The sequence below is a fragment of the Allofournierella sp. genome, from assembly GCF_048388525.1.
Taxonomy (GTDB): domain Bacteria; phylum Bacillota; class Clostridia; order Oscillospirales; family Ruminococcaceae; genus BQOK01.
In genome coordinates, this window is record NZ_DBGCTQ010000092.1 from 17018 (window position 1) to 34092 (window position 17075).

Annotated in this window: 15 protein-coding genes; 12 read left to right on the forward strand and 3 right to left on the reverse strand. The window is 62.0% G+C overall.

The genetic code is table 11. The annotated features are described in order from the left end of the window. Window positions 1–54: 54 nt before the first annotated feature. From ACMLHZ_RS10850 to ruvX, 6 genes are all read left to right on the forward strand, one after another. Window positions 55–1374: an ABC transporter substrate-binding protein gene (locus ACMLHZ_RS10850; protein WP_418667737.1), complete on the forward strand. Its 1320-nt coding sequence runs from the start codon at window positions 55–57 to the stop codon at window positions 1372–1374. 59 nt (window positions 1375–1433) lie between these two features. Then, a complete protein-coding gene (locus tag ACMLHZ_RS10855) occupies window positions 1434–2354 on the forward strand; it encodes a carbohydrate ABC transporter permease (protein ID WP_418667738.1) in 921 nt (306 codons plus the stop codon). Next, the gene (locus ACMLHZ_RS10860; RefSeq protein ID WP_418667739.1) at window positions 2344–3186 is read left to right on the forward strand and encodes a carbohydrate ABC transporter permease; all 843 of its coding nucleotides are present in this window, start codon (window positions 2344–2346) and stop codon (window positions 3184–3186) included. The genes ACMLHZ_RS10855 and ACMLHZ_RS10860 overlap by 11 nt, the downstream gene beginning before the upstream one ends. A gap of 5 nt (window positions 3187–3191) precedes the next feature. Next, window positions 3192–5186, forward strand: coding sequence for a TIM-barrel domain-containing protein (locus tag ACMLHZ_RS10865; RefSeq protein WP_418667740.1), 1995 nt, complete (start codon window positions 3192–3194; stop codon window positions 5184–5186). 50 nt (window positions 5187–5236) lie between these two features. Then, window positions 5237–5902 carry a beta-phosphoglucomutase gene (gene pgmB / locus ACMLHZ_RS10870; protein ID WP_418667741.1) on the forward strand — a complete coding sequence of 222 codons (666 nt, stop codon included), beginning with the start codon at window positions 5237–5239 and terminating at the stop codon, window positions 5900–5902. A 90-nt stretch (window positions 5903–5992) separates the two neighbouring features. Further along, window positions 5993–6421 (forward strand): Holliday junction resolvase RuvX, encoded by a 429-nt coding sequence (ruvX, locus tag ACMLHZ_RS10875; RefSeq protein WP_418667742.1) that lies wholly within the window; start codon window positions 5993–5995, stop codon window positions 6419–6421. A 59-nt stretch (window positions 6422–6480) separates the two neighbouring features. Here ruvX and ACMLHZ_RS10880 read toward each other — a convergent pair whose 3' ends face one another. After that, a complete protein-coding gene (locus ACMLHZ_RS10880; RefSeq protein ID WP_418667743.1) occupies window positions 6481–7749 on the reverse strand; it encodes a chloride channel protein in 1269 nt (422 codons plus the stop codon). 157 nt (window positions 7750–7906) lie between these two features. On the opposite strand from ACMLHZ_RS10880, the gene ACMLHZ_RS10885 reads away from it, so the two are divergent. The 6 genes from ACMLHZ_RS10885 to ACMLHZ_RS10910 all read left to right on the forward strand — a co-directional run bounded on the left by ACMLHZ_RS10885 (window position 7907) and on the right by ACMLHZ_RS10910 (window position 13662). Beyond that, window positions 7907–8464: a DUF1836 domain-containing protein gene (locus tag ACMLHZ_RS10885; RefSeq protein ID WP_418667744.1), complete on the forward strand. Its 558-nt coding sequence runs from the start codon at window positions 7907–7909 to the stop codon at window positions 8462–8464. Then, window positions 8461–9036 (forward strand): hypothetical protein, encoded by a 576-nt coding sequence (locus ACMLHZ_RS10890; RefSeq protein ID WP_418667745.1) that lies wholly within the window; start codon window positions 8461–8463, stop codon window positions 9034–9036. The genes ACMLHZ_RS10885 and ACMLHZ_RS10890 overlap by 4 nt, the downstream gene beginning before the upstream one ends. A gap of 181 nt (window positions 9037–9217) precedes the next feature. After that, complete coding sequence (locus ACMLHZ_RS10895; RefSeq protein WP_418667746.1) at window positions 9218–9883, forward strand: response regulator transcription factor; 666 nt, start codon at window positions 9218–9220, stop codon at window positions 9881–9883. Then, entirely contained in the window at window positions 9880–10890 is a 1011-nt protein-coding gene (locus ACMLHZ_RS10900) for a sensor histidine kinase (RefSeq protein WP_418667747.1), read from the forward strand. Before ACMLHZ_RS10895 ends, ACMLHZ_RS10900 begins: the two co-directional genes overlap by 4 nt. Before the next feature lie 77 nt (window positions 10891–10967). Next, window positions 10968–11726, forward strand: coding sequence for an ABC transporter ATP-binding protein (locus tag ACMLHZ_RS10905; RefSeq protein WP_418667748.1), 759 nt, complete (start codon window positions 10968–10970; stop codon window positions 11724–11726). Further along, entirely contained in the window at window positions 11713–13662 is a 1950-nt protein-coding gene (locus tag ACMLHZ_RS10910) for an FtsX-like permease family protein (RefSeq protein ID WP_418667749.1), read from the forward strand. The genes ACMLHZ_RS10905 and ACMLHZ_RS10910 overlap by 14 nt, the downstream gene beginning before the upstream one ends. 99 nt (window positions 13663–13761) lie before the next feature. On the opposite strand, the gene ACMLHZ_RS10915 is transcribed toward ACMLHZ_RS10910, so the two are convergent. Together ACMLHZ_RS10915 and ACMLHZ_RS10920 are read right to left on the reverse strand one after the other, a co-directional pair. Beyond that, window positions 13762–15147, reverse strand: coding sequence for a response regulator transcription factor (locus tag ACMLHZ_RS10915; protein ID WP_418667750.1), 1386 nt, complete (start codon window positions 15145–15147; stop codon window positions 13762–13764). Continuing rightward, window positions 15141–16928 (reverse strand): sensor histidine kinase, encoded by a 1788-nt coding sequence (locus ACMLHZ_RS10920; RefSeq protein ID WP_418667751.1) that lies wholly within the window; start codon window positions 16926–16928, stop codon window positions 15141–15143. The genes ACMLHZ_RS10915 and ACMLHZ_RS10920 overlap by 7 nt, the downstream gene beginning before the upstream one ends. Window positions 16929–17075 lie beyond the last annotated feature (147 nt).

Consider the following 17075-nt stretch of genomic DNA (forward strand, 5'->3'; position numbering starts at 1 on the left):
AAGTGTAAGCGAAAAAGGCCGAAAAAGCAACCACTGAATATAAGGAGGACGACCATGAAAAAACGCTTTTCCATTCTCGCAGCGATTTTGGCCTTTTCGCTTGTGTTTACCGCCTGCGGCGGCGCTCCTGCCAGCGCGCCCGCCGGCACGGCCGGCAGCTCCGGCAGCCAGACTGCTGCGCAGGCGGCCCAGGCGGAGCCGGTCACCATCACCTTTGAGCAGTTCTCCGGCTCGGGCGACAACGAAGCCTACTTACAGCAGATGATCGACGCATACACCGCCCAAAACCCGCATGTGACCATCAAGCTGCAATCTTATGGTTACGACGATTATTTTCAGCAGCTCACCGCCAAGGTATCGGGCGGGCAGGCCCCGGACGTGTTTGAACTGAACTACGAAAACTTTGTTTCCTACGCCAAAAAGGGCGCGCTGATGCCGCTGGACGAGATCATTGCCAGTCAGGGCATCGATACCGGGCGCTACAACAAAATGGCCCTTGCGGCCTTCAACGCCGACGGCAAGCAATACGGCGTACCCAACAGCTTTTCCAACGTGGTGCTGATCTACAACAAGGACCTGTTCGACCAGGCCAAGGCAGACTACCCCACCGACGATTGGACCTGGGAGGACGCCATGGCCGCCGCCGAAAAGATCCGCGCGTTGGGCGACGACATCTTTGGCTACTACCACCCCATCTCCTTCAATGAGTTTTATAAAACGGTAAAACAGAACGGCGGCAGCCTGTTCAATGGGGACTACACCGAATTTACCATGACCGACCCCAAAAATGTGGAGACCCTGCAATATCTGGTGGATATGCAGCTGAAAACCAACGTGATGCCCACCCCCGCGCAGATGGGCGGCATGGGCGACTGGGATTTGTTCAAGTCCGGCCGGCTGGGCATGATCGTGACCGGCATTTGGGCCTTCCCCGATTACACCGCCAACTGCGACTTTAACTGGGACATCGCGGTGGAGCCCGGCCACACCCAAAAGGCCACCCACTTCTTCTCCAACGGCTATGTGATCTCCAAGGACAGCAAGGCAGCCGAGGAGGCGGCCAAGTTCATCGCCTTTATCTCGTCCGACAAGGAGGCCACTCAGATCCGCCTGGACGCCGCCTGGGAGCTGCCCCCGGTGATCGATGAAGCCATCATCAGCCAGTACAAGGCCGTTACCCCACCCGACAACCGGGAGGCCGTGTTCAAGAGCCTGGACTACCTGGTGACCCCGCCGGTGATCACCCAATTTGCCGAATTGCAGGACATTGTGGGCCGCCATTTGAGCGAGGCGGCCGCGGGCACCGTGACCCCCGAAGAGGCCCTGCAGAACATGCAGGCCGAGTGCGAGAGCAAGATCGATCTGAGCAAATAAGCGACCCACAGGGGAGGGCAGGCGGCGCCTGCCCTCCTTTTAAGAAGGAGGAACCGCCGGTGAAACATTCCCGCCAGGCAGGCTGGAAAATCGCCCTGCCCTTTTTGGCTCCCAGCCTTGTCGGCTTTGCGGTGTTCAGCATTCTGCCCATGATCACCCTGTTGGGCATCAGCGTTACCGATTGGGACGGCCTCAGTGAGCTTACCCTGTTTTCGGATTTTTCCGGTTTTATGGGGCGGTTTTTCGTGGGGCTGAAAAACTATATGGAAATATTTACCACAAAAGAATTGTATCAGGTGCTGGGAAACACCCTGGGCTTTGTGGCGCTTTACATACCCCTTATGCTTTTGGCCGCCCTGGCAGTGGCCCTGGTGCTGAGCAGCAAGGTGCGGGGCGTGGGCTTTTTCCGGGTGGTGTATTACATCCCGGTGATCACCTCCTGGGTGGCGGGTTCGCTGATCTGGAAATGGGTCCTCAGCCCGGAATACGGCATCATCAACGAAATTTTGCGGGTCTTTGGCATCCAGGGGCCCAGCTGGCTGCAAAGCCCGGTGTGGGCCATGCCGGCCATCGTGCTGGCCTCGGTGTGGAAGGACATGGGCTATTTTGGCCTGATGCTGATGGCCGGCCTGCAAAGCATCGACCAGGGGTACTACGAGGCCGCCCAGATCGACGGGGCGGGCAAGCTGAAGCAGTTTTTCCGCATCACCCTGCCGCTGCTCACCCCCACCCTGTTCTTTGTAATGATTATCAGCCTGATCTCCTCGTTCCAGCTGTTTCCCCAGGTGATGATCATGACGCCGGACGGCGGCCCCTCCGGGGCCACCATGGTGATGGTGGAGCGCATTTACAAATACGGCTTCAAATATTACGAGATGGGCTACGCCTCGGCCTACAGCTGGGTGCTGTTCGTGATCCTGCTGGCGCTTACCGGCGTGCAGATGAAGCTTCAAAACAAGTGGGTGAACTATGATGAATGAAAGCTTGAAGGCCCGCAGGATCGCGGGAAAGGCGTGCTTTTACCTGTTTGCGCTGCTGATCGCCTTTGTTGTGTGCGTGCCGTTTTTCTGGATGCTGGTGACCAGCCTCAAGAGCCGGGGCGCGATCATGAGCGTCCCGGTGGAGTGGCTGCCCAAAGAGCCCACGCTGGAAGCTTACAGAAAGCTTTTTTCGCTGCCGGGGTTTGCCGGCTCGGTGTTCAACAGCTTTTATCTTTCGGTAGTGTGCACTGTGGTGCGGCTGGTCTGCGCCGCCATGGCCGCCTTTGCACTGACCAAGATCAGCTTTAAGGGGCGGGAGCTCACCTTCAAAATCTATGTGACGGCCCTGATGATCCCGGTGCAGATCACCTTTATCCCCCTGTTCATCGTGATGACCAAGCTGCACCTGACCAACAGCCTCAACGCTTTTTTGATGCTGCAGCTGTTCAACGCCTTTGCCATTTTTATGCTGCGCCAGCGCATGATGACCATCAACAATGCCTACATTGAGGCGGCGGTGATCGACGGGGCCAGCATGTGGAAGATCTTTTACAGGATCATGATGCCCCTGTGCTCGGGCACCCTGGCCACCCTGGCCATTCTGGCCTTTATGGACCTGTGGAACGACTACCTGCTGCCGCTGGTGCTGCTGACCGACCGGGCCAAATACACCCTGCCACTGCTGTTGAGCACCCTTTCCGGCCAATACAAAAACCAGTACAACCTGATGATGGCCGGATCGCTGGTGTCGATCCTGCCCATCCTGGCGGTGTATATCTGCGCGCAGAAATATTTTAAGGAGGGCCTCACCGTGGGCGGTGTAAAGGGCTGAGGAGTATGATGCAAGTGATCGATTTCAGCAGCACAAACGACCGGTTTGAACTGCCGCTGGCCGGGCAGACCGCCCGGTTTTTGTGGCGGCGGAACGGGGAAGAGGCGCAGCTTACGGTGCGGCTTGCCTACGCCGCAGCCTACGGCATGGGCGAAAAATTCAACGCCCTGAACCAGAAGGGCCGGGTGGCGGTGAACCAGGTGGAGGAAAAATTCTGCTGCCAGGGCGGGAAAACCTATTGCCCCGCGCCCTTTTTCTTTACCGACAGCGGCCTTGGCCTGTACGTGGCCACCGACCGGCGCACCGTGTTCGACTTCAGCGGCGGGGAGATCGTGATCACCCTGCCCGCCGGCGCGCCGGTGTATGTGGGGGCGGGCAGCCCCCGGCAGCTGGTGGGCGAGTACATGCGCCTGTTCGGGCCGGCAAAGCTGCCCCCGAAGTGGGCCTTTGGCCCCTGGATCTCGGCCAACCACTGGAGCACCCAGAGCCAGGTGGAGGAGCAGATCGGCAGGCTGGCAGAGCACGGTTACCCCGCCACCGTTCTGGTGGTGGAGGCATGGAGCGACGAGGCGACCTTTTATGCGTGGAACGGGGCGCGGTACGCCGCCGTGCCGGGCGGCGGGGCTCTGCGCTGTGAGGATATGGACTTCAGCCAGAGCCGCCAGTGGCCGGACCCCAAAGCCATGATCCGGCGGCTGCACGGCGCGGGGCTGCACCTGGTGCTGTGGCAGATCCCGGTGTACAAAAAGCAGGGGCCGGACCAGGCGCCCTGCCCCCAGAACGAGCTGGACCGGGCCGACGCGGCCGCCCGGGGCCTGTGTGTGAAAAATGCCGACGGCACGCCCTACACCATCCCCGAGGGCAACTGGTTTGCCGGCTCGATGATCCCGGACTTCACAAACCCCGACACCGTGAAAAGCTGGTTTGGCAAGCGGCAGTATCTCTTGGACATGGGCGTGGACGGCTTTAAGACCGACGGGGGCGAGTTTATCTACCGGCCGGACCTGACCTTTGCCGACGGCGCCACCGGCCGGGAGGGCAAAAACCGCTACGCCCGCGACTACACCGCGGCCTACAGCCGCTTTTTGGGCGGGCAGCGGGTGCTGTTCAGCCGGGCGGGCTGGGCGGGCCAGCACACCGTGCCCTGCCACTGGGGCGGCGACCAGCAATCCACAAACGAGGAGCTGGCGCACGCCCTGACCGCCGGGCTTTCGGCGGCCATGAGCGGCATCCCCTTTTGGGGCTTTGACATCGCGGGGTTTGCCGGGCCGCTGCCCACCCCCGACCTTTACCGCCGGGCCACCCAGCTGGCCTGCTTTTGCCCCATCATGCAGTGGCACTCGGAGCCGGACGGGGGGCAGTTCAAGGAGCTGATGCCCGGCGCCGAGGGCAACAACGAGCGCAGCCCCTGGAACCTGGCCGCCGCCTGGGGCGAGCCGGATTTGGTGGACGAGCTGCGCTTTTGGCACCGCCTGCGCATGAACCTGATCCCCTATTTATACAGTACGGCCTTGGACTGCGCAGTGCAAAACCAGCCCATGCTGCGGCCGCTGGCCTACCTGTGGCCCCAAAGGCCCGAGGCGGTGGCCCACTGGGACGAGTTCATGCTGGGGGAGAGCCTGCTGGTGGCGCCGCTGCTGGGGGAAAACCAGACCCGGCGCCCCGTGTGGCTGCCGGAGGGGGACTGGTACGAGCTGTTTAGCGGCGGGCGCTTTGCGGGGCTGCAAACCATCCTGGCGGGCAGCGCCGAGCGGCTGCCGGTGTTTGTAAAAGGCGGGCAGGGCGTGGCGTTAAACCTGGATGAGAGCCTTTCGCTGGGAAGCCCGGTGGGCAACCGGGTGGAGGGGTATGATCACCTGTGCTTTTTGCTGGCGGGCCCCGAGGGCAGTTGCCATTTTGCCGACGAGACGGGCGGTGCGCTCACCCTGCGCTGGCAGGACGGCCGGGTGACCGCCGAGGGGAGCGCAGGCACCCCTTACACCTTTAAAATACTTGGGTAACACAAAAAAAGGCCGCCCGCAGGCGGCCTTTTTTACGGGAGGGAGTTTTTATGAAAGGGATCATTTTTGATCTGGACGGTGTGATCTGCCGCACCGACGAATATCACTACCAGGCCTGGAAACAGCTGGCCGACCGACTGGGCATCCCCTTTGACGCGGCGGTGAACCACCGGCTGCGGGGGGTGAGCCGGGCCGAGAGCCTGAACATCCTGCTGGAAAGGAGTAGCGCGGCCTACAGCGAGCCGGAAAAACAGGCCCTGGCCGACCAAAAAAACCGGGCTTACTGCAAGCTGCTGCAAGCGATGAGCCCGGCCGATCTGCCCCAAGAGGTAAAACAAACGCTGCAGGCCCTGCGGGCCCGGGGCCTGCGGCTGGCGATCGGTTCCTCCAGCAAAAACGCGCCGCTTATTTTACAGCGGCTGGGGCTGGAGCGCTTTTTTGACGCGGTGGCGGACGGCGCCCAGATCGCCCGCTCGAAGCCCGACCCGGAGGTGTTTTTGCTGGCGGCCCGAAAGCTTGGGCTCGCCCCCGCCGACTGCCTGGTGGTGGAGGACGCCCAGACCGGCATCCGGGCCGCAAAGGCCGGGGGATTTGCTGCCGCGGCCCTGGGCGACGCCTGCAAAAGCCCGGAGGCCGATTTTGCGCTGACGGATTTCCGGGAGCTGCTGGCGCTGGTGGGGGAGGCGCAGGGGCCGGCGACGGCGCACTTGAATTGAAAGGCGGCGTGTGATATACTCAACCACACAGAGAAAGTGGGCCGCCGCGGCGCGCGGAGCCCGCTTGGCACAGGTGGAGGAGCAGGCGATATGAAGATCATGGCAGTGGATTACGGCGACGCGCGCACGGGCCTGGCGGTGTGTGACCGCACGGAATTTTTGGCCAGCCCGGTGGGCCAGATCGAGGAGAAAAGCATGGCCAAGGTGGCGGAAAAGATCATCTACGCCAGCCGGGAATTCGAGGTGGGGATGATCGTGATCGGGCTGCCCAGAAATATGGACGGCACCGAGGGCGCCCGCGCGGAAAAGACCCGCAAGCTGGGGAAGCTGGTGGAGCTGGGGGCCAGCGTGCCCATCCGCTTTTGGGACGAACGCCGCAGCACCGTTACGGCGGCGGCGCAGTTGACCGAGGCGGGCACCTTTGGCAAAAAGCGCAAACAAAAGCTGGACGCGGTGAGCGCGGCGGTGATTTTGGAAAGCTTTTTGGCCTGGCGCAAGAACCACCCGGAGGAAAACTAAAAAAGCAGGGAGGGCCGCCCCATCCGGGGCGGCCCTCCCTGCTTTTTTGCCGCGAAAGCTCAGCTTTCCCGCGGCCGATGGTCCAGCTTGGAGAACATGATGGTCTGGCTGGAATAAAGGCTGGAATAGCCGCTGAGCAGGTAGCTCACCGCGCACACCAACAGGTAGAGCAGAAGAGGCTCTGCGCCGAACAGCTCGATGCCCAGGGCAATGCTGGCAAAGGGGCAGTTGGTGACCGCGCAGAAGGTGGCCACCAGAGCCAGGGCGGCGGCAAGGCCCGGGTCGAGGCCCAGCAGAGGGCCCACCAGGCAGCCGAAGGTGGAGCCGATAAAGAAGGTGGGCACGATCTCGCCGCCGCGGAAGCCGCACCCCAGGGTCACGCCGGTGAGCAGCAGCTTGAACACAAACGCCAGGGGGTGGGCCAGCACACCTTCGGTAATGGCGGCTTCGATCACGCTCATGCCCGCGCCGTTGTAATCCCGGGTGCCGAACACAAGGGTGAGCAGAATGATGAGCCCCGCGCCCACCAGAATGCGGGCGTACTGATTTTTCAGGTGGGTCTGGTACAGGTGGCTCGACAGGTGCATCACCGTGCAGAACAGGATCCCCACCAGCGCGCAGCCCACGCCCAGCAGCATGGCCCGCCAGGAGTTGCCCCAGCTCAGGGCGGCCGGGGCATGGATCACAAAGCGCTCGGGCGTGGTGCCCAGCAAAAGGGCCGTGCCGTAGGCCACCAGGCTTGAAAGGGTGCAGGGCAGCAGGGCCGCGTGATAGATCACCCCCACGCAGATGACCTCGATGCTGAAGATGGAGGCGGTGAGGGGGGTGCCGAACAGCGCGCTGAACACGCCGCTCATGCCTGCCAGCACCATGAAATGCTGGCTCGCCTGGTTGAGACGCAGCTTTTCGCCCAGCCAGCCGCCCATGCTGCCGCCGATCTGCAGGGCCGCGCCCTCGCGGCCCGCGCTGCCGCCCAGCAGGTGTGTGATAAACGTGGCCATAATGATCAGGGGGGTGAGGCGCAGCGGCGCGCGCTTGCCCTCGCGGGCGCTCTCGATCACCGCGTTGGTGCCGCGATCGGTGCTCATGCGGCAGATCTCGTATACGAAAACGATCACTACGCCGCCCACCGGCAGCAGGTATAAAAGCCAGGGGTGGGCCAGGCGCGTGTCGGTGGCCCAGCGCACCATGTGGAAAAACACGGCCCCCACCAGGCCGCACAAAAAGCCCATCAGGCTGGAACAGACGACCCAGCGCAGGAACGTTTCGCTGTAGGGGAACAGCGCCTCGGCAAAATTCTGCCGTATCTTGTTGCGATACTCTGTCAAAACAGGTTGCACTCCTTAGAATATGAAGTTTCCGTGAACACACGTATAGCATTATAGCACGCGGGGCGGGGCAGTCAAGGAATTTGAAATAAAAAGGAAAACGTGGTACAATTACGGCATCCAATGTGCAAAACGAACCATTGAGGTATGACACACGATGAAACAAGGCTTTCAAAACAGCGAGCAGGCCCGGCAGGCGCGGGCGTTTCACTGCCCCCGCTGGGCGCAGCTGCCCGGCATCGAGCTGTATATGGATCAGGTGACGGGCTATATCAACGAGATATTCGCCCCCCTGTGCCCCGACCCGCAGGAGAAGATGCTCACCAAGGCGATGGTGAACAACTATGTGAAGCAGCGGGTGATGGGGCCGCCGCAAAACAAAAAATACAGCAAGGCGCATGTGGCGTACCTGGTGGCGATCTGCGCGCTCAAGCAGGTGTTCAGCATCCCTGAGATCGCGCAGCTCATCCGCAGCCAGGTCGACCACTGCCCGGTGGAGCAGGCCTACGACTATTTTTGCGAGCAGCTGGAACGCGCGCTGCGCCTGGCCATTGAGGGCGCGCCCGCCCAGCAGGCCCCGCAGGACGACGGCGCGCTGCTGGTGATGCGGGTGGCCCAGGCCTACGCGGACAAGGTGTATATTCAAAAACGGCTGGCGTACGAGGCACAGCGGGAAGAAGCGGCCCGCCCGCAAAAAAGGGAGAGCGAGCCATGAGTGGTTTTGGGCAGCCCGCGCCCATTCTAAGCGCGGCGGCGGGGGGGACCTTTGGCATCGCGCTTGCCTTGCTTAATTGTTTTTTGGGCTATCAATTAAAAAAGGTGTGGATCGCCCTGGGGTGTTTTGCACTGGGCGGCGCGCTTGGGGCCGGTTTGGGGGCGCTGCTGTTCCAAGAAAATCCGCTGGCTTGGGCGGGTGTGGCCTTGCTGCTGGGTGTAGTGTTCGCCTGCCTTTCTTTTAAGTTGTATCTGGGCGGCATTTTTGTGCTGTGCTTTATGCTGGGCTGGGTCATCACCCTGCCGTTTTTCAAATTGTACGGAGGGTGGGGCGCCCTGGTATGTGTGGCTGCCGGTCTGACGCTGGGAATGCTGGGAATCAAATTTGCCAGGCCGGTGCTGATTCTGGCAACAGCCGTGGGCGGTGGCCTTTCGGCGGGGCGCGCGCTGGCAGAGATAGCGGCCGCGCTTTTGCCGGAAATCGCTTTGGGTGCGGCATGGCTGGCAGTGAGCCTTGTGCTGACAGCCCTTGGCGCGGCCTACCAGTTTAAGCACACAAAGCCTGGCGGCTGAGCCGGGAAGTATGCCTTACAGAGAAACCCCCGGGCCATGCGGCCCGGGGGTTTTGCCGTGGAAAGGGAATTGAAACGCAAAAAGAGGCCGCCAGCGGCAAAAAGCTCCTTATGGACAGCGGAATAGACAGAGGCCTGGGCCTGTGCTAAGATAGAGGCATATAAAGCGAAGGGGGCGCAGCATGCAAAAGATCATGATCATTGAGGACGACCCCGCCATCCGCGACGAGCTGGCCCTGCTGCTGGGCAACGAGGGCTACCAGACCATGCCGGTCACTGAGTTTGCCGGGGTCCCGGATCAGGTGCGGCGCGCCGGGCCGGACCTGATCCTGCTGGATCTGGGGCTGCCCGGGCGTGACGGCTTTTCGCTGTGCGCCGAGATCCGCCGGGCCTGCGGCGCGCCGATCATTTTTGTGACCAGCCGGGACGGCGCGATGGACGAGCTGAGGGCGCTGAGCCTGGGCGGCGACGACTATATCACCAAGCCCTATAACATCCCCGTGCTGCTGGCCCGGGTGAAGGCGGTGCTGCGGCGGGCCGGCAGCGCCCCGGAGCCGGACACGCTGCAGGTGGGCGGCCTTTCGCTGCACCTGGCCGAGGGGACCGTTTCCTGCGGCGGGGGCACGGCCGAGCTGAGCCGCAACGAGATCAGGATCCTGGCGTACCTGATGAACCACGCGGGCAGGATCGTGCCGCGGGAGGATCTGATCGAGGCTTTGTGGAACAGCCGCATTTACATCGACGACAACACCCTGAGCGTCAACATGACCCGACTGCGGGCAAAGCTCGGGGGGCTGGGGCTGCCCGACTACATCAAGACCCGACGCGGAATGGGGTATCAGATATGACGTTTGGCGAATTTTTGGCCGACCGGCTGGGGAGCATGGTCGCCGGGGCGGCGGCGCTGGCGGTCACCGTGGCCTTTCTGTTTGCGACCGGCACGGCGCCGGGCGTGCTGGCGATCCTGGCGATCGCCTGGTGCGCGGGCTTGGGGGGCGTGCAGGTGCTTATTTATCACCGCCGCCGCGCCCACCTGGAGGAGCTGGAGGCCATTATGGAGGGCCTGGATCAAAAACACCTGTTTTTCGAGTGCGTGCCAAAGCCCCAGGGGCTGTATGAGCGCAGGCTCCTTGCGCTGATGCGCCGCTCCGGCCGGGCCATGGTCGAACAGGTGTCGGACGCGCGGGCCGCCCAGCAGGAATACCGGGAATACATTGAGAGCTGGGTGCACGAGATCAAGACCCCCATCACCGCGGCCCAGCTGGTCTGCCGCAGCGCCGACGGGAAGACCCGGCGCAAGCTGGCCCAGGAGCTGGCCCAGATCGAAAACCAGGTGGAGCGGGCCCTGTTTTACGCCCGGGCCGGTAGCCCGGAAAAGGATTTTATCATCCGGCAGACCGACCTGGCGGAGCTTGCGGCCGGGGTGATCGCGCGCCACCAGACGCTGCTGATCCAGAGCGGCGTGCGCATCCGCACACAGGATCTCGATCACACCGTTTATACCGACGAAAAATGGGTGTGCTTTATGCTGGGGCAGCTTTTGCAGAACGCGGTGCGCTACCGGGGCGAGGCGCCGGAGCTTGTTTTAAGCGGCCGGCAGCTGGGCCGCCGGGTGCAGCTGACCGTGCAGGACAATGGCATCGGCATCCCCGCGCAGGAGCTGCCGCGCATTTTTGAACGGGGCTTCACCGGAAGCAACGGCCGCCGGCGCGGCGGCTCAACGGGCATGGGGCTGTATCTCTGCCGCCGGCTGGCCGGCTTTTTGCAGATCGAGGTACAGGTGAAGTCCGAGGTGGAGCGGGGCACGGCCGTGACCCTGACCTTCCCCGCGAAGGAAAACCTTACAAAACTGTAAGGCAGACCGATACCGCTTCGATACCGCCGGCTTTGCTTTTGGTGTATCATGGAGTCATAAGCAAAGGAGGCTGCAATATGCTGCAGGTACAGAACGTCGAGAAATACTACGGAAACAGAAATAACGTGACAAAAGCGCTGGATCGGATCAGCTTTGAGGTGCAGGACGGGGAGTTTATCGCCATTATGGGCGCCTCGGGCAGCGGCAAGACCACGCTGCTGAACTGCATTTCCACCATCGACTCGCCCAGCGCAGGGAATATTTTGCTGAACGGCGAAAACATTGCCGAACTGCCCCCCAAGGAGCTGGCGCGTTTTCGCCGTGAGAAGCTGGGGTTTGTGTTTCAGGATTTCAATTTGCTGGACACCCTGACCCTGGAAGAAAACATCGGCCTTGCGCTCACCATCAACCACGCCGACCCCGGCACGGTGCAGAGCAGGGTGCGGAAGGTGGCAGGGCAGCTGGGCATCGGGGAAGTGCTGGAAAAGTTCCCCTACCAGGTCTCGGGCGGCCAAAAGCAGCGGGCGGCCTGCGCCCGGGCGATGGTGGCCGGCCAGTCGATGATTTTGGCGGATGAGCCCACCGGGGCGCTGGACTCGAAGGCGTCGAAAAACCTGCTGGAGATCATGACAAGCATGAACCGGGAGATGGGCGCCACCATTTTGATGGTGACCCACGACGCCTACAGTGCCAGCTATGCCTCCCGGGTGCTGTTTCTCAAGGACGGGCGTTTGTTCAACGAGCTGATCCGCGGGGAGCGCACGCGGCCTGTGATCTACCACGAGATCCTGGACGTGCTGGCGCTGTTGGGGGGTGACGTGAGTGACGTTATCTGAGCTTTCCATGCGCAACGCCCGGCGCCAGGCGCGGGATTATCTGGTCTACTTTGTGACCATTGTGATGGCGGCGGCGCTGATGTATGCCTTCAACGGCCTGGTCTTCTCGCAGGAGATCCGCGAGCTGTCCACCCTGATGGAAAGCCTGCCGCTGGTGATCGTGCTGGCCAGCGCGGTGGTGGTGTGCATCATCGGCTGGCTGGTGCACTACACCACCGGCTTTATGCTGGCGCGGCGCAGCCGGGAACTGGGCACTTATGTGCTGATCGGCCTGGAAAACGGGCAGGTGGCCCGGCTTTTCTTTCTGGAGAACCTGGCCGTGGGCGGGGTCGCCCTGGTGCTGGGAACGCTGCTGGGCAACCTGATCTTCCAGGCGCTGCGGGCCGTGCTGCTGGCCTTGTTCCACACGCCCTATACCTTCCGCTTCGCTTTTTCGCTGCCGGCGGTGGGGCTGACATTGCTGTATTTTGCGCTGATCTATCTGTTTGCGCTGTTGAAAAGCCGCGGCCGGATCCGCAAAATGAAGATCTGCGAGCTTTTGCAGTACGACCGGAAGAACGAGCGGGAGATACTGACCAAAAGCCGCAGCCGCAAAAAGATCTTTACCGGCTCCATCGTGTGCGGCGTGGCGGGCACCGCGCTGCTGCTCTTGCGCAGCCTGCCCACGGGCATCCTGGGCGCGGCGCTCATCATTGTGTTCCTGTTCGGCTTTTTCATCAGCTTTTCCTCCGGGGTGCCCGCCTACTTTGAAAAGCGGGCGGAAAAAAAGTATGCGGGGAACACCCTGCTGATCTTCCGCACCCTCTCGGCAAAGCTGGCCACCATGGGGGTGGTGATGGCCACCATCGCCCTGCTGTTCACGGCCACGCTTTTGAGCGAGGGCACGGGGCTGCTGTTCCACACCATGTTCCAGAGCAGGAATGAGCAGACCACCTGTTATGACCTGTTCATCGGCTCCACCGCCGACGAGGAGGGGTATTTTGACGAGTATCTGGCTTGCATCGACGAAAACGTTCCGGTGCGCGAAGCCAGGCTCTACCAGGTCTACCAGGGGGAAAACCTGCAGGTGGCCGATTTTGTTGCCGCGAACGCCGAGTACTGGAGCGATTTTGAATACGATACCCTGATGAAAGCCAGCGATTACGCGGCCCTGCGGGCCATGCTGGGCTACCCGGAAGTGCCCGCGCCGGGCCCCGGGCAGTACCGAATCCACTGCATGGCATACCTGGAAAAGCTGCTGCAGGGCTACGCCGAACCCGTGCAGGTGGGAGGCCGGACCCTCGCGCCGGCGGGCGTGTGCACCGAGAATTTTACCCAATCCCTTTGGGACGGCAACGGCCGTGGGTTCATCCTGGTGGTGCCGGACGAGGTGGCTGAGAGCCGGCCCGTGAGCCACAGGATCTATGCCGCCATGACCGCGGAGCCCGTGGCGCGGGAGGCCTACGACGGGCTGCGCGCCATCCGGGACGAAAGGGACAAGTCGATCGACGGCTACGACACGATCTTTACCAAGGCCGCCGTTGAGGCCGAGAACGCCTCCCAGTACGCCATACTGGTATTCCCGCTGTTTTATCTGGCGCTGGTGCTCACCATGGTGGCCGCCACCATTCTGACCATCCAGCAGCTCAGCGAGAGCGGGCGCTACCGCCGCCAGTTCGAGCTTTTGCAAAAGCTGGGCACGGACCGGTGCGAGATGAAGCGGACGCTGCGCCGGCAGTTCGCGATCTTTTACACCATGCCCTCCCTGCCCCCGGTGCTCATCACCATTCCCTTCATCCTGGCGCTGGGAAGCGCGTTTGACCCGGGCACGCTGGCCGGCCCGTGGCACCTTTTGGCCGTGCTGGGAACGACCCTTGGGCTGTTCTTTTTTATCTATCTGGTATATATCCTGATGGCGTATATTACCCTGCAGCGCAATGTACTGCCTGAAGAATAAGAAAAAGGCGCGGAGAGACTGCACACACAAACGGAAGGCCGGCCCCTGAAAAGGGGCCGGCCTTCCGTTTGTGATAGAAAAAGCGGAGAGGGGAAGCGTTCAGGGCAGGTATTTGCCGGGGGTCACGCCCACTTCCTTTTTGAACTTTTTGATGAAGTAGAAATAATCGTTGAAGCCCACCGCTTCGCTGATCTCGGCAAGGCTGAGGGAGGTGGTCTTGAGTAGCTCTTTGGCCTTGTTGATGCGCAATTCGGTGACGTATTGGGTATAGGTGAGGCCGGTTTCGCCGCGGATGAGCTGGCTGACGTAAGAGGCGTTCAGATGAAAGTGTTCCGCGATTTTTTTCAGCGAGAGATCCTTCTCGTAATTTTCCTCGAGATACCGCAGGATGGGCAGAAAGCTGCCGGAGGCACCGGAGGGGGCCGGTTCCGCGCGGGGCAGCGCCGCGGGGGAGATCTCGGCCGCAAGACTTTGCAGCAGGCAGGAGAGGTTTTCGTGGTCGGCCGCCAGCTGTTCAAAGCCGTAGAGCATGCGCTCGCCGTGCTCGGCCGCGCCGCCGAAGGCGGGGCAGGCGGCCACCCGGTTGCAGAAAACGAACGCAGACTGGATGTTGAAAATCAGGCTGCAATCGGCATGGGCAAGCTCTTCCAGCAGGGCTTTGAGCTGCCCCGGGTGCTGGGAAGCGCTTTCAAGCCGGGCAAAAGCCTCGGCCGCCAGGGGGCCGGCGACCAGGGCGCCGCACAGAGTGGGGCGCCCGCTGACAAAAAACTGAAAGGCCATGGCCAGCGCATTTTCCACCGCGCCGTTCAGGCGCTCAAACCCGCAGGGCTCCGGAAGCATGCCGATCCCGCCGCGCCCCTCGGCATAGGCGATGATGCGCTCGGCGGCTGCCTGGTCGAAGGGGCGGGAGGAAAAATAGAGGTACTTGTGCTTGCCGAGCTTGTAGCTCAGCTGGGCGGCAAGCGGTTTTTCGATGTTGTGCACCCCCACCGAGGCGGCCACATGGATCCCGGCAGAGCAGAGCCCCAGCTCACGGAACGCGGCGCGGATCTCGTGCGGGGCACCGTCCTCGATCAGGTCCAGCAGCGCGTCGCCGTCCGAAGCTTTGCTTTGCAGCGCGCTGCGCACCGCGGCACGCAAAAGGCCGATCAGGTCGCCGGTGTCGATGGGCTTTAAACAGTAGCCCAGCACCTGGAGCTCAATGGCCTTTTTGGCATAGGCGAAATCCTGGTAGCCGCTGAGAATGATAAGCTGGGTGCGGGGGTTTTGTTCGCGCAGCTTTTGGCAGAGGGCCAGGCCGTCCATGCCGGGCATGCGGATATCGGTGATGACCACGTCCACCGGAAGGCGGCGGGCAAGGCTGAGGGCCTCGGCCCCGGTTTGAGCGGTGCCCGCAATCTCGAGCCCCAGCTGCAGCCAGGGAATCGCCGTTTGCAGGTGGCGCAGCACCTTGGCCTCGTCGTCGGCAAGCAATACTTTCAGCATGGTGGTTCCTCCTTTTCCGGCAGGGCCGCGGGCAGGGTGAGGATCTGCCGCGTACCCCCGCCCGGTCCGCTCTCGATCTGCAGCCCGTAGCCCGCGCCATAGCGAAGCCGAACCCGGCAGGCCACGTTCAAAAGGCCGATGTGATCGCCCTGGGCGCCGGCGGGCGGGCTTTGCAGGAGCGCCTGCAGCCGGGCCAGCTCGGCCGGGGGGATGCCCACGCCGTCGTCGTATACGCTTACCACCAGGGCGGCCCCCTGGATGCGGGCGCCGATGTACAGGGTGCCGGCACCGGCTTTTGGCTCGATGCCGTGGCGGACTGCATTTTCCACAAGCGGCTGCACCAACAGCTTCATGACCGGCACGGCCAGGGCGTTTTCACGGGCGCTGCAGATCACGTTCAGCCGGTCGGCAAAGCGCAGCTGCTGCACCGTGAGGTAGGCTTTTACCGTTTCCAGTTCCTGGCCCAGCGGCACAATGGCGCCGCCCTTTACGTTGTACCGGAACAGCTTGCCCAGGGCGTTCACCGCGTCGCTGATCTCGCCGACGCCCCGCTCGGCGGCCAGGGCGTTGATGGATTCCAGTGCGTTGTACAAAAAGTGGGGGTTGATCTGGCTGCGCAGAAAATCCAGTTCGGCCTGCTTTTTGCCCAGCTCGGTTTCGTACAGGGTCACGGTGGTTTCGTGCAGCTCCTGGGAAAGCTGGGCCTGGCGCTGGAGCAGCTCGTAAAACGAGCGGTTGAGGTTCTGCACTTCCTCGCAGCCCTGCAGCGCAAGCGCCTGTTTGGGGGCGGCGGGGGGGCTGTTACGGATGCGCACGATGTAATCGGCCAGCTTTTGAAGCGGGGTGACCATGCTTTTGAGCAGAAAGCGCATGAGCAGCGCCAGCAAAAGGAACACCGCGGCGGAGATGGCAAGAAACACGGTGATGGCCCGGTTCACATCGCGGGTGAGCAGGGCCTGGTCCAGCGCGCTGATGATGTACAGGTCGGTGCCCTCGATGCGGGTGGTGTATACGTCGTAGCCCTGGAGCTTTTGCAGGTAGGCGCCGCCTGCGGCGGGGCCGCCGTCATGCCATTGGGACAGGATCTCCCGGCACTGGGCCTGCGGGCAGTTGAAGGAAAAGGAAGCGCCGCTGGCGCTTTTCAGGATAAAGTATGTGCCCAGCGTTTCATCTGTGGGCAGGGTGACCGGGGATTTGCGCAGGTCCAGCGAAAGAAAGATTGTGCCCAGAAAGCGCCCGTAGGAGCGGTTGTTGTGCATGCCGTACATGTTGCGGGCAAAGACCAGGCGCACCTCGTCGTTTCTTTTCAGCGAGGTAAGGGGCGAGGGCTGCAGCCCGAAGCAGCGGGTGTCGTAGGTGTTTTCCATCTGGGCGCAGAAACCGCGCAGGGTGGCGGGGTCAAAGTAGTTGGACCAGCTGATCTCGGGCGAGACGAGGGCGATGTCGGCAATGTCCTCGTTCATGATGGAATAGGAGGAAAACTGAACCAGCAGGGAGTTGATGTATTCGGGCGTGTTCTCGGAATAGGGCGAGAGCAGCAGCCGCTCGATGTTGGGATCGAACATGAGATTTACAAAAATAGAGTCGGCCCGGCGCAGGATGTACTGGATCTCGGACTCAAAGCGGCCTGCGGTGTCCTGCGCGTAGGCGGCGGCGCTTTTGGTCATGAGCCGGTAGATGAAGCCGTAGCAGATCACCGCGAGCACCAGGGTAAGGGTGAGCAGGCAATACAGCACCAGCTTGAACTGCTTGAGGATGGATTGCTGAAAGATTTTTTTCATGGGCACACCCCTTTCGCTCTGGTAAAAAGTATAACACAGGACTGAGGCCGGGAATATGGAAAAAGCCGGTCCGCCACCTAAAAATTCTCCATAAATGCAGGAGAAATATAAGTTTTGAACATAAATTGTGCTCAAAATGAAAAATAA

Bases quoted from the DNA above. Each gene is read 5' to 3' on its own strand.
- ACMLHZ_RS10865 (WP_418667740.1), top strand. From the start codon at position 3,192: ATGATGCAAGTGATCGATTTCAGCAGCACAAACGACCGGTTTGAACTG.
- ACMLHZ_RS10915 (WP_418667750.1), bottom strand. From the start codon at position 15,147: ATGCTGAAAGTATTGCTTGCCGACGACGAGGCCAAGGTGCTGCGCCAC.
- ACMLHZ_RS10920 (WP_418667751.1), bottom strand. From the start codon at position 16,928: ATGAAAAAAATCTTTCAGCAATCCATCCTCAAGCAGTTCAAGCTGGTG.
- ACMLHZ_RS10860 (WP_418667739.1), top strand. From the start codon at position 2,344: ATGATGAATGAAAGCTTGAAGGCCCGCAGGATCGCGGGAAAGGCGTGC.
- ACMLHZ_RS10895 (WP_418667746.1), top strand. From the start codon at position 9,218: ATGCAAAAGATCATGATCATTGAGGACGACCCCGCCATCCGCGACGAG.
- ACMLHZ_RS10885 (WP_418667744.1), top strand. From the start codon at position 7,907: ATGAAACAAGGCTTTCAAAACAGCGAGCAGGCCCGGCAGGCGCGGGCG.
- ACMLHZ_RS10905 (WP_418667748.1), top strand. From the start codon at position 10,968: ATGCTGCAGGTACAGAACGTCGAGAAATACTACGGAAACAGAAATAAC.
- ACMLHZ_RS10890 (WP_418667745.1), top strand. From the start codon at position 8,461: ATGAGTGGTTTTGGGCAGCCCGCGCCCATTCTAAGCGCGGCGGCGGGG.
- ruvX (WP_418667742.1), top strand. From the start codon at position 5,993: ATGAAGATCATGGCAGTGGATTACGGCGACGCGCGCACGGGCCTGGCG.
- ACMLHZ_RS10900 (WP_418667747.1), top strand. From the start codon at position 9,880: ATGACGTTTGGCGAATTTTTGGCCGACCGGCTGGGGAGCATGGTCGCC.
- pgmB (WP_418667741.1), top strand. From the start codon at position 5,237: ATGAAAGGGATCATTTTTGATCTGGACGGTGTGATCTGCCGCACCGAC.
- ACMLHZ_RS10850 (WP_418667737.1), top strand. From the start codon at position 55: ATGAAAAAACGCTTTTCCATTCTCGCAGCGATTTTGGCCTTTTCGCTT.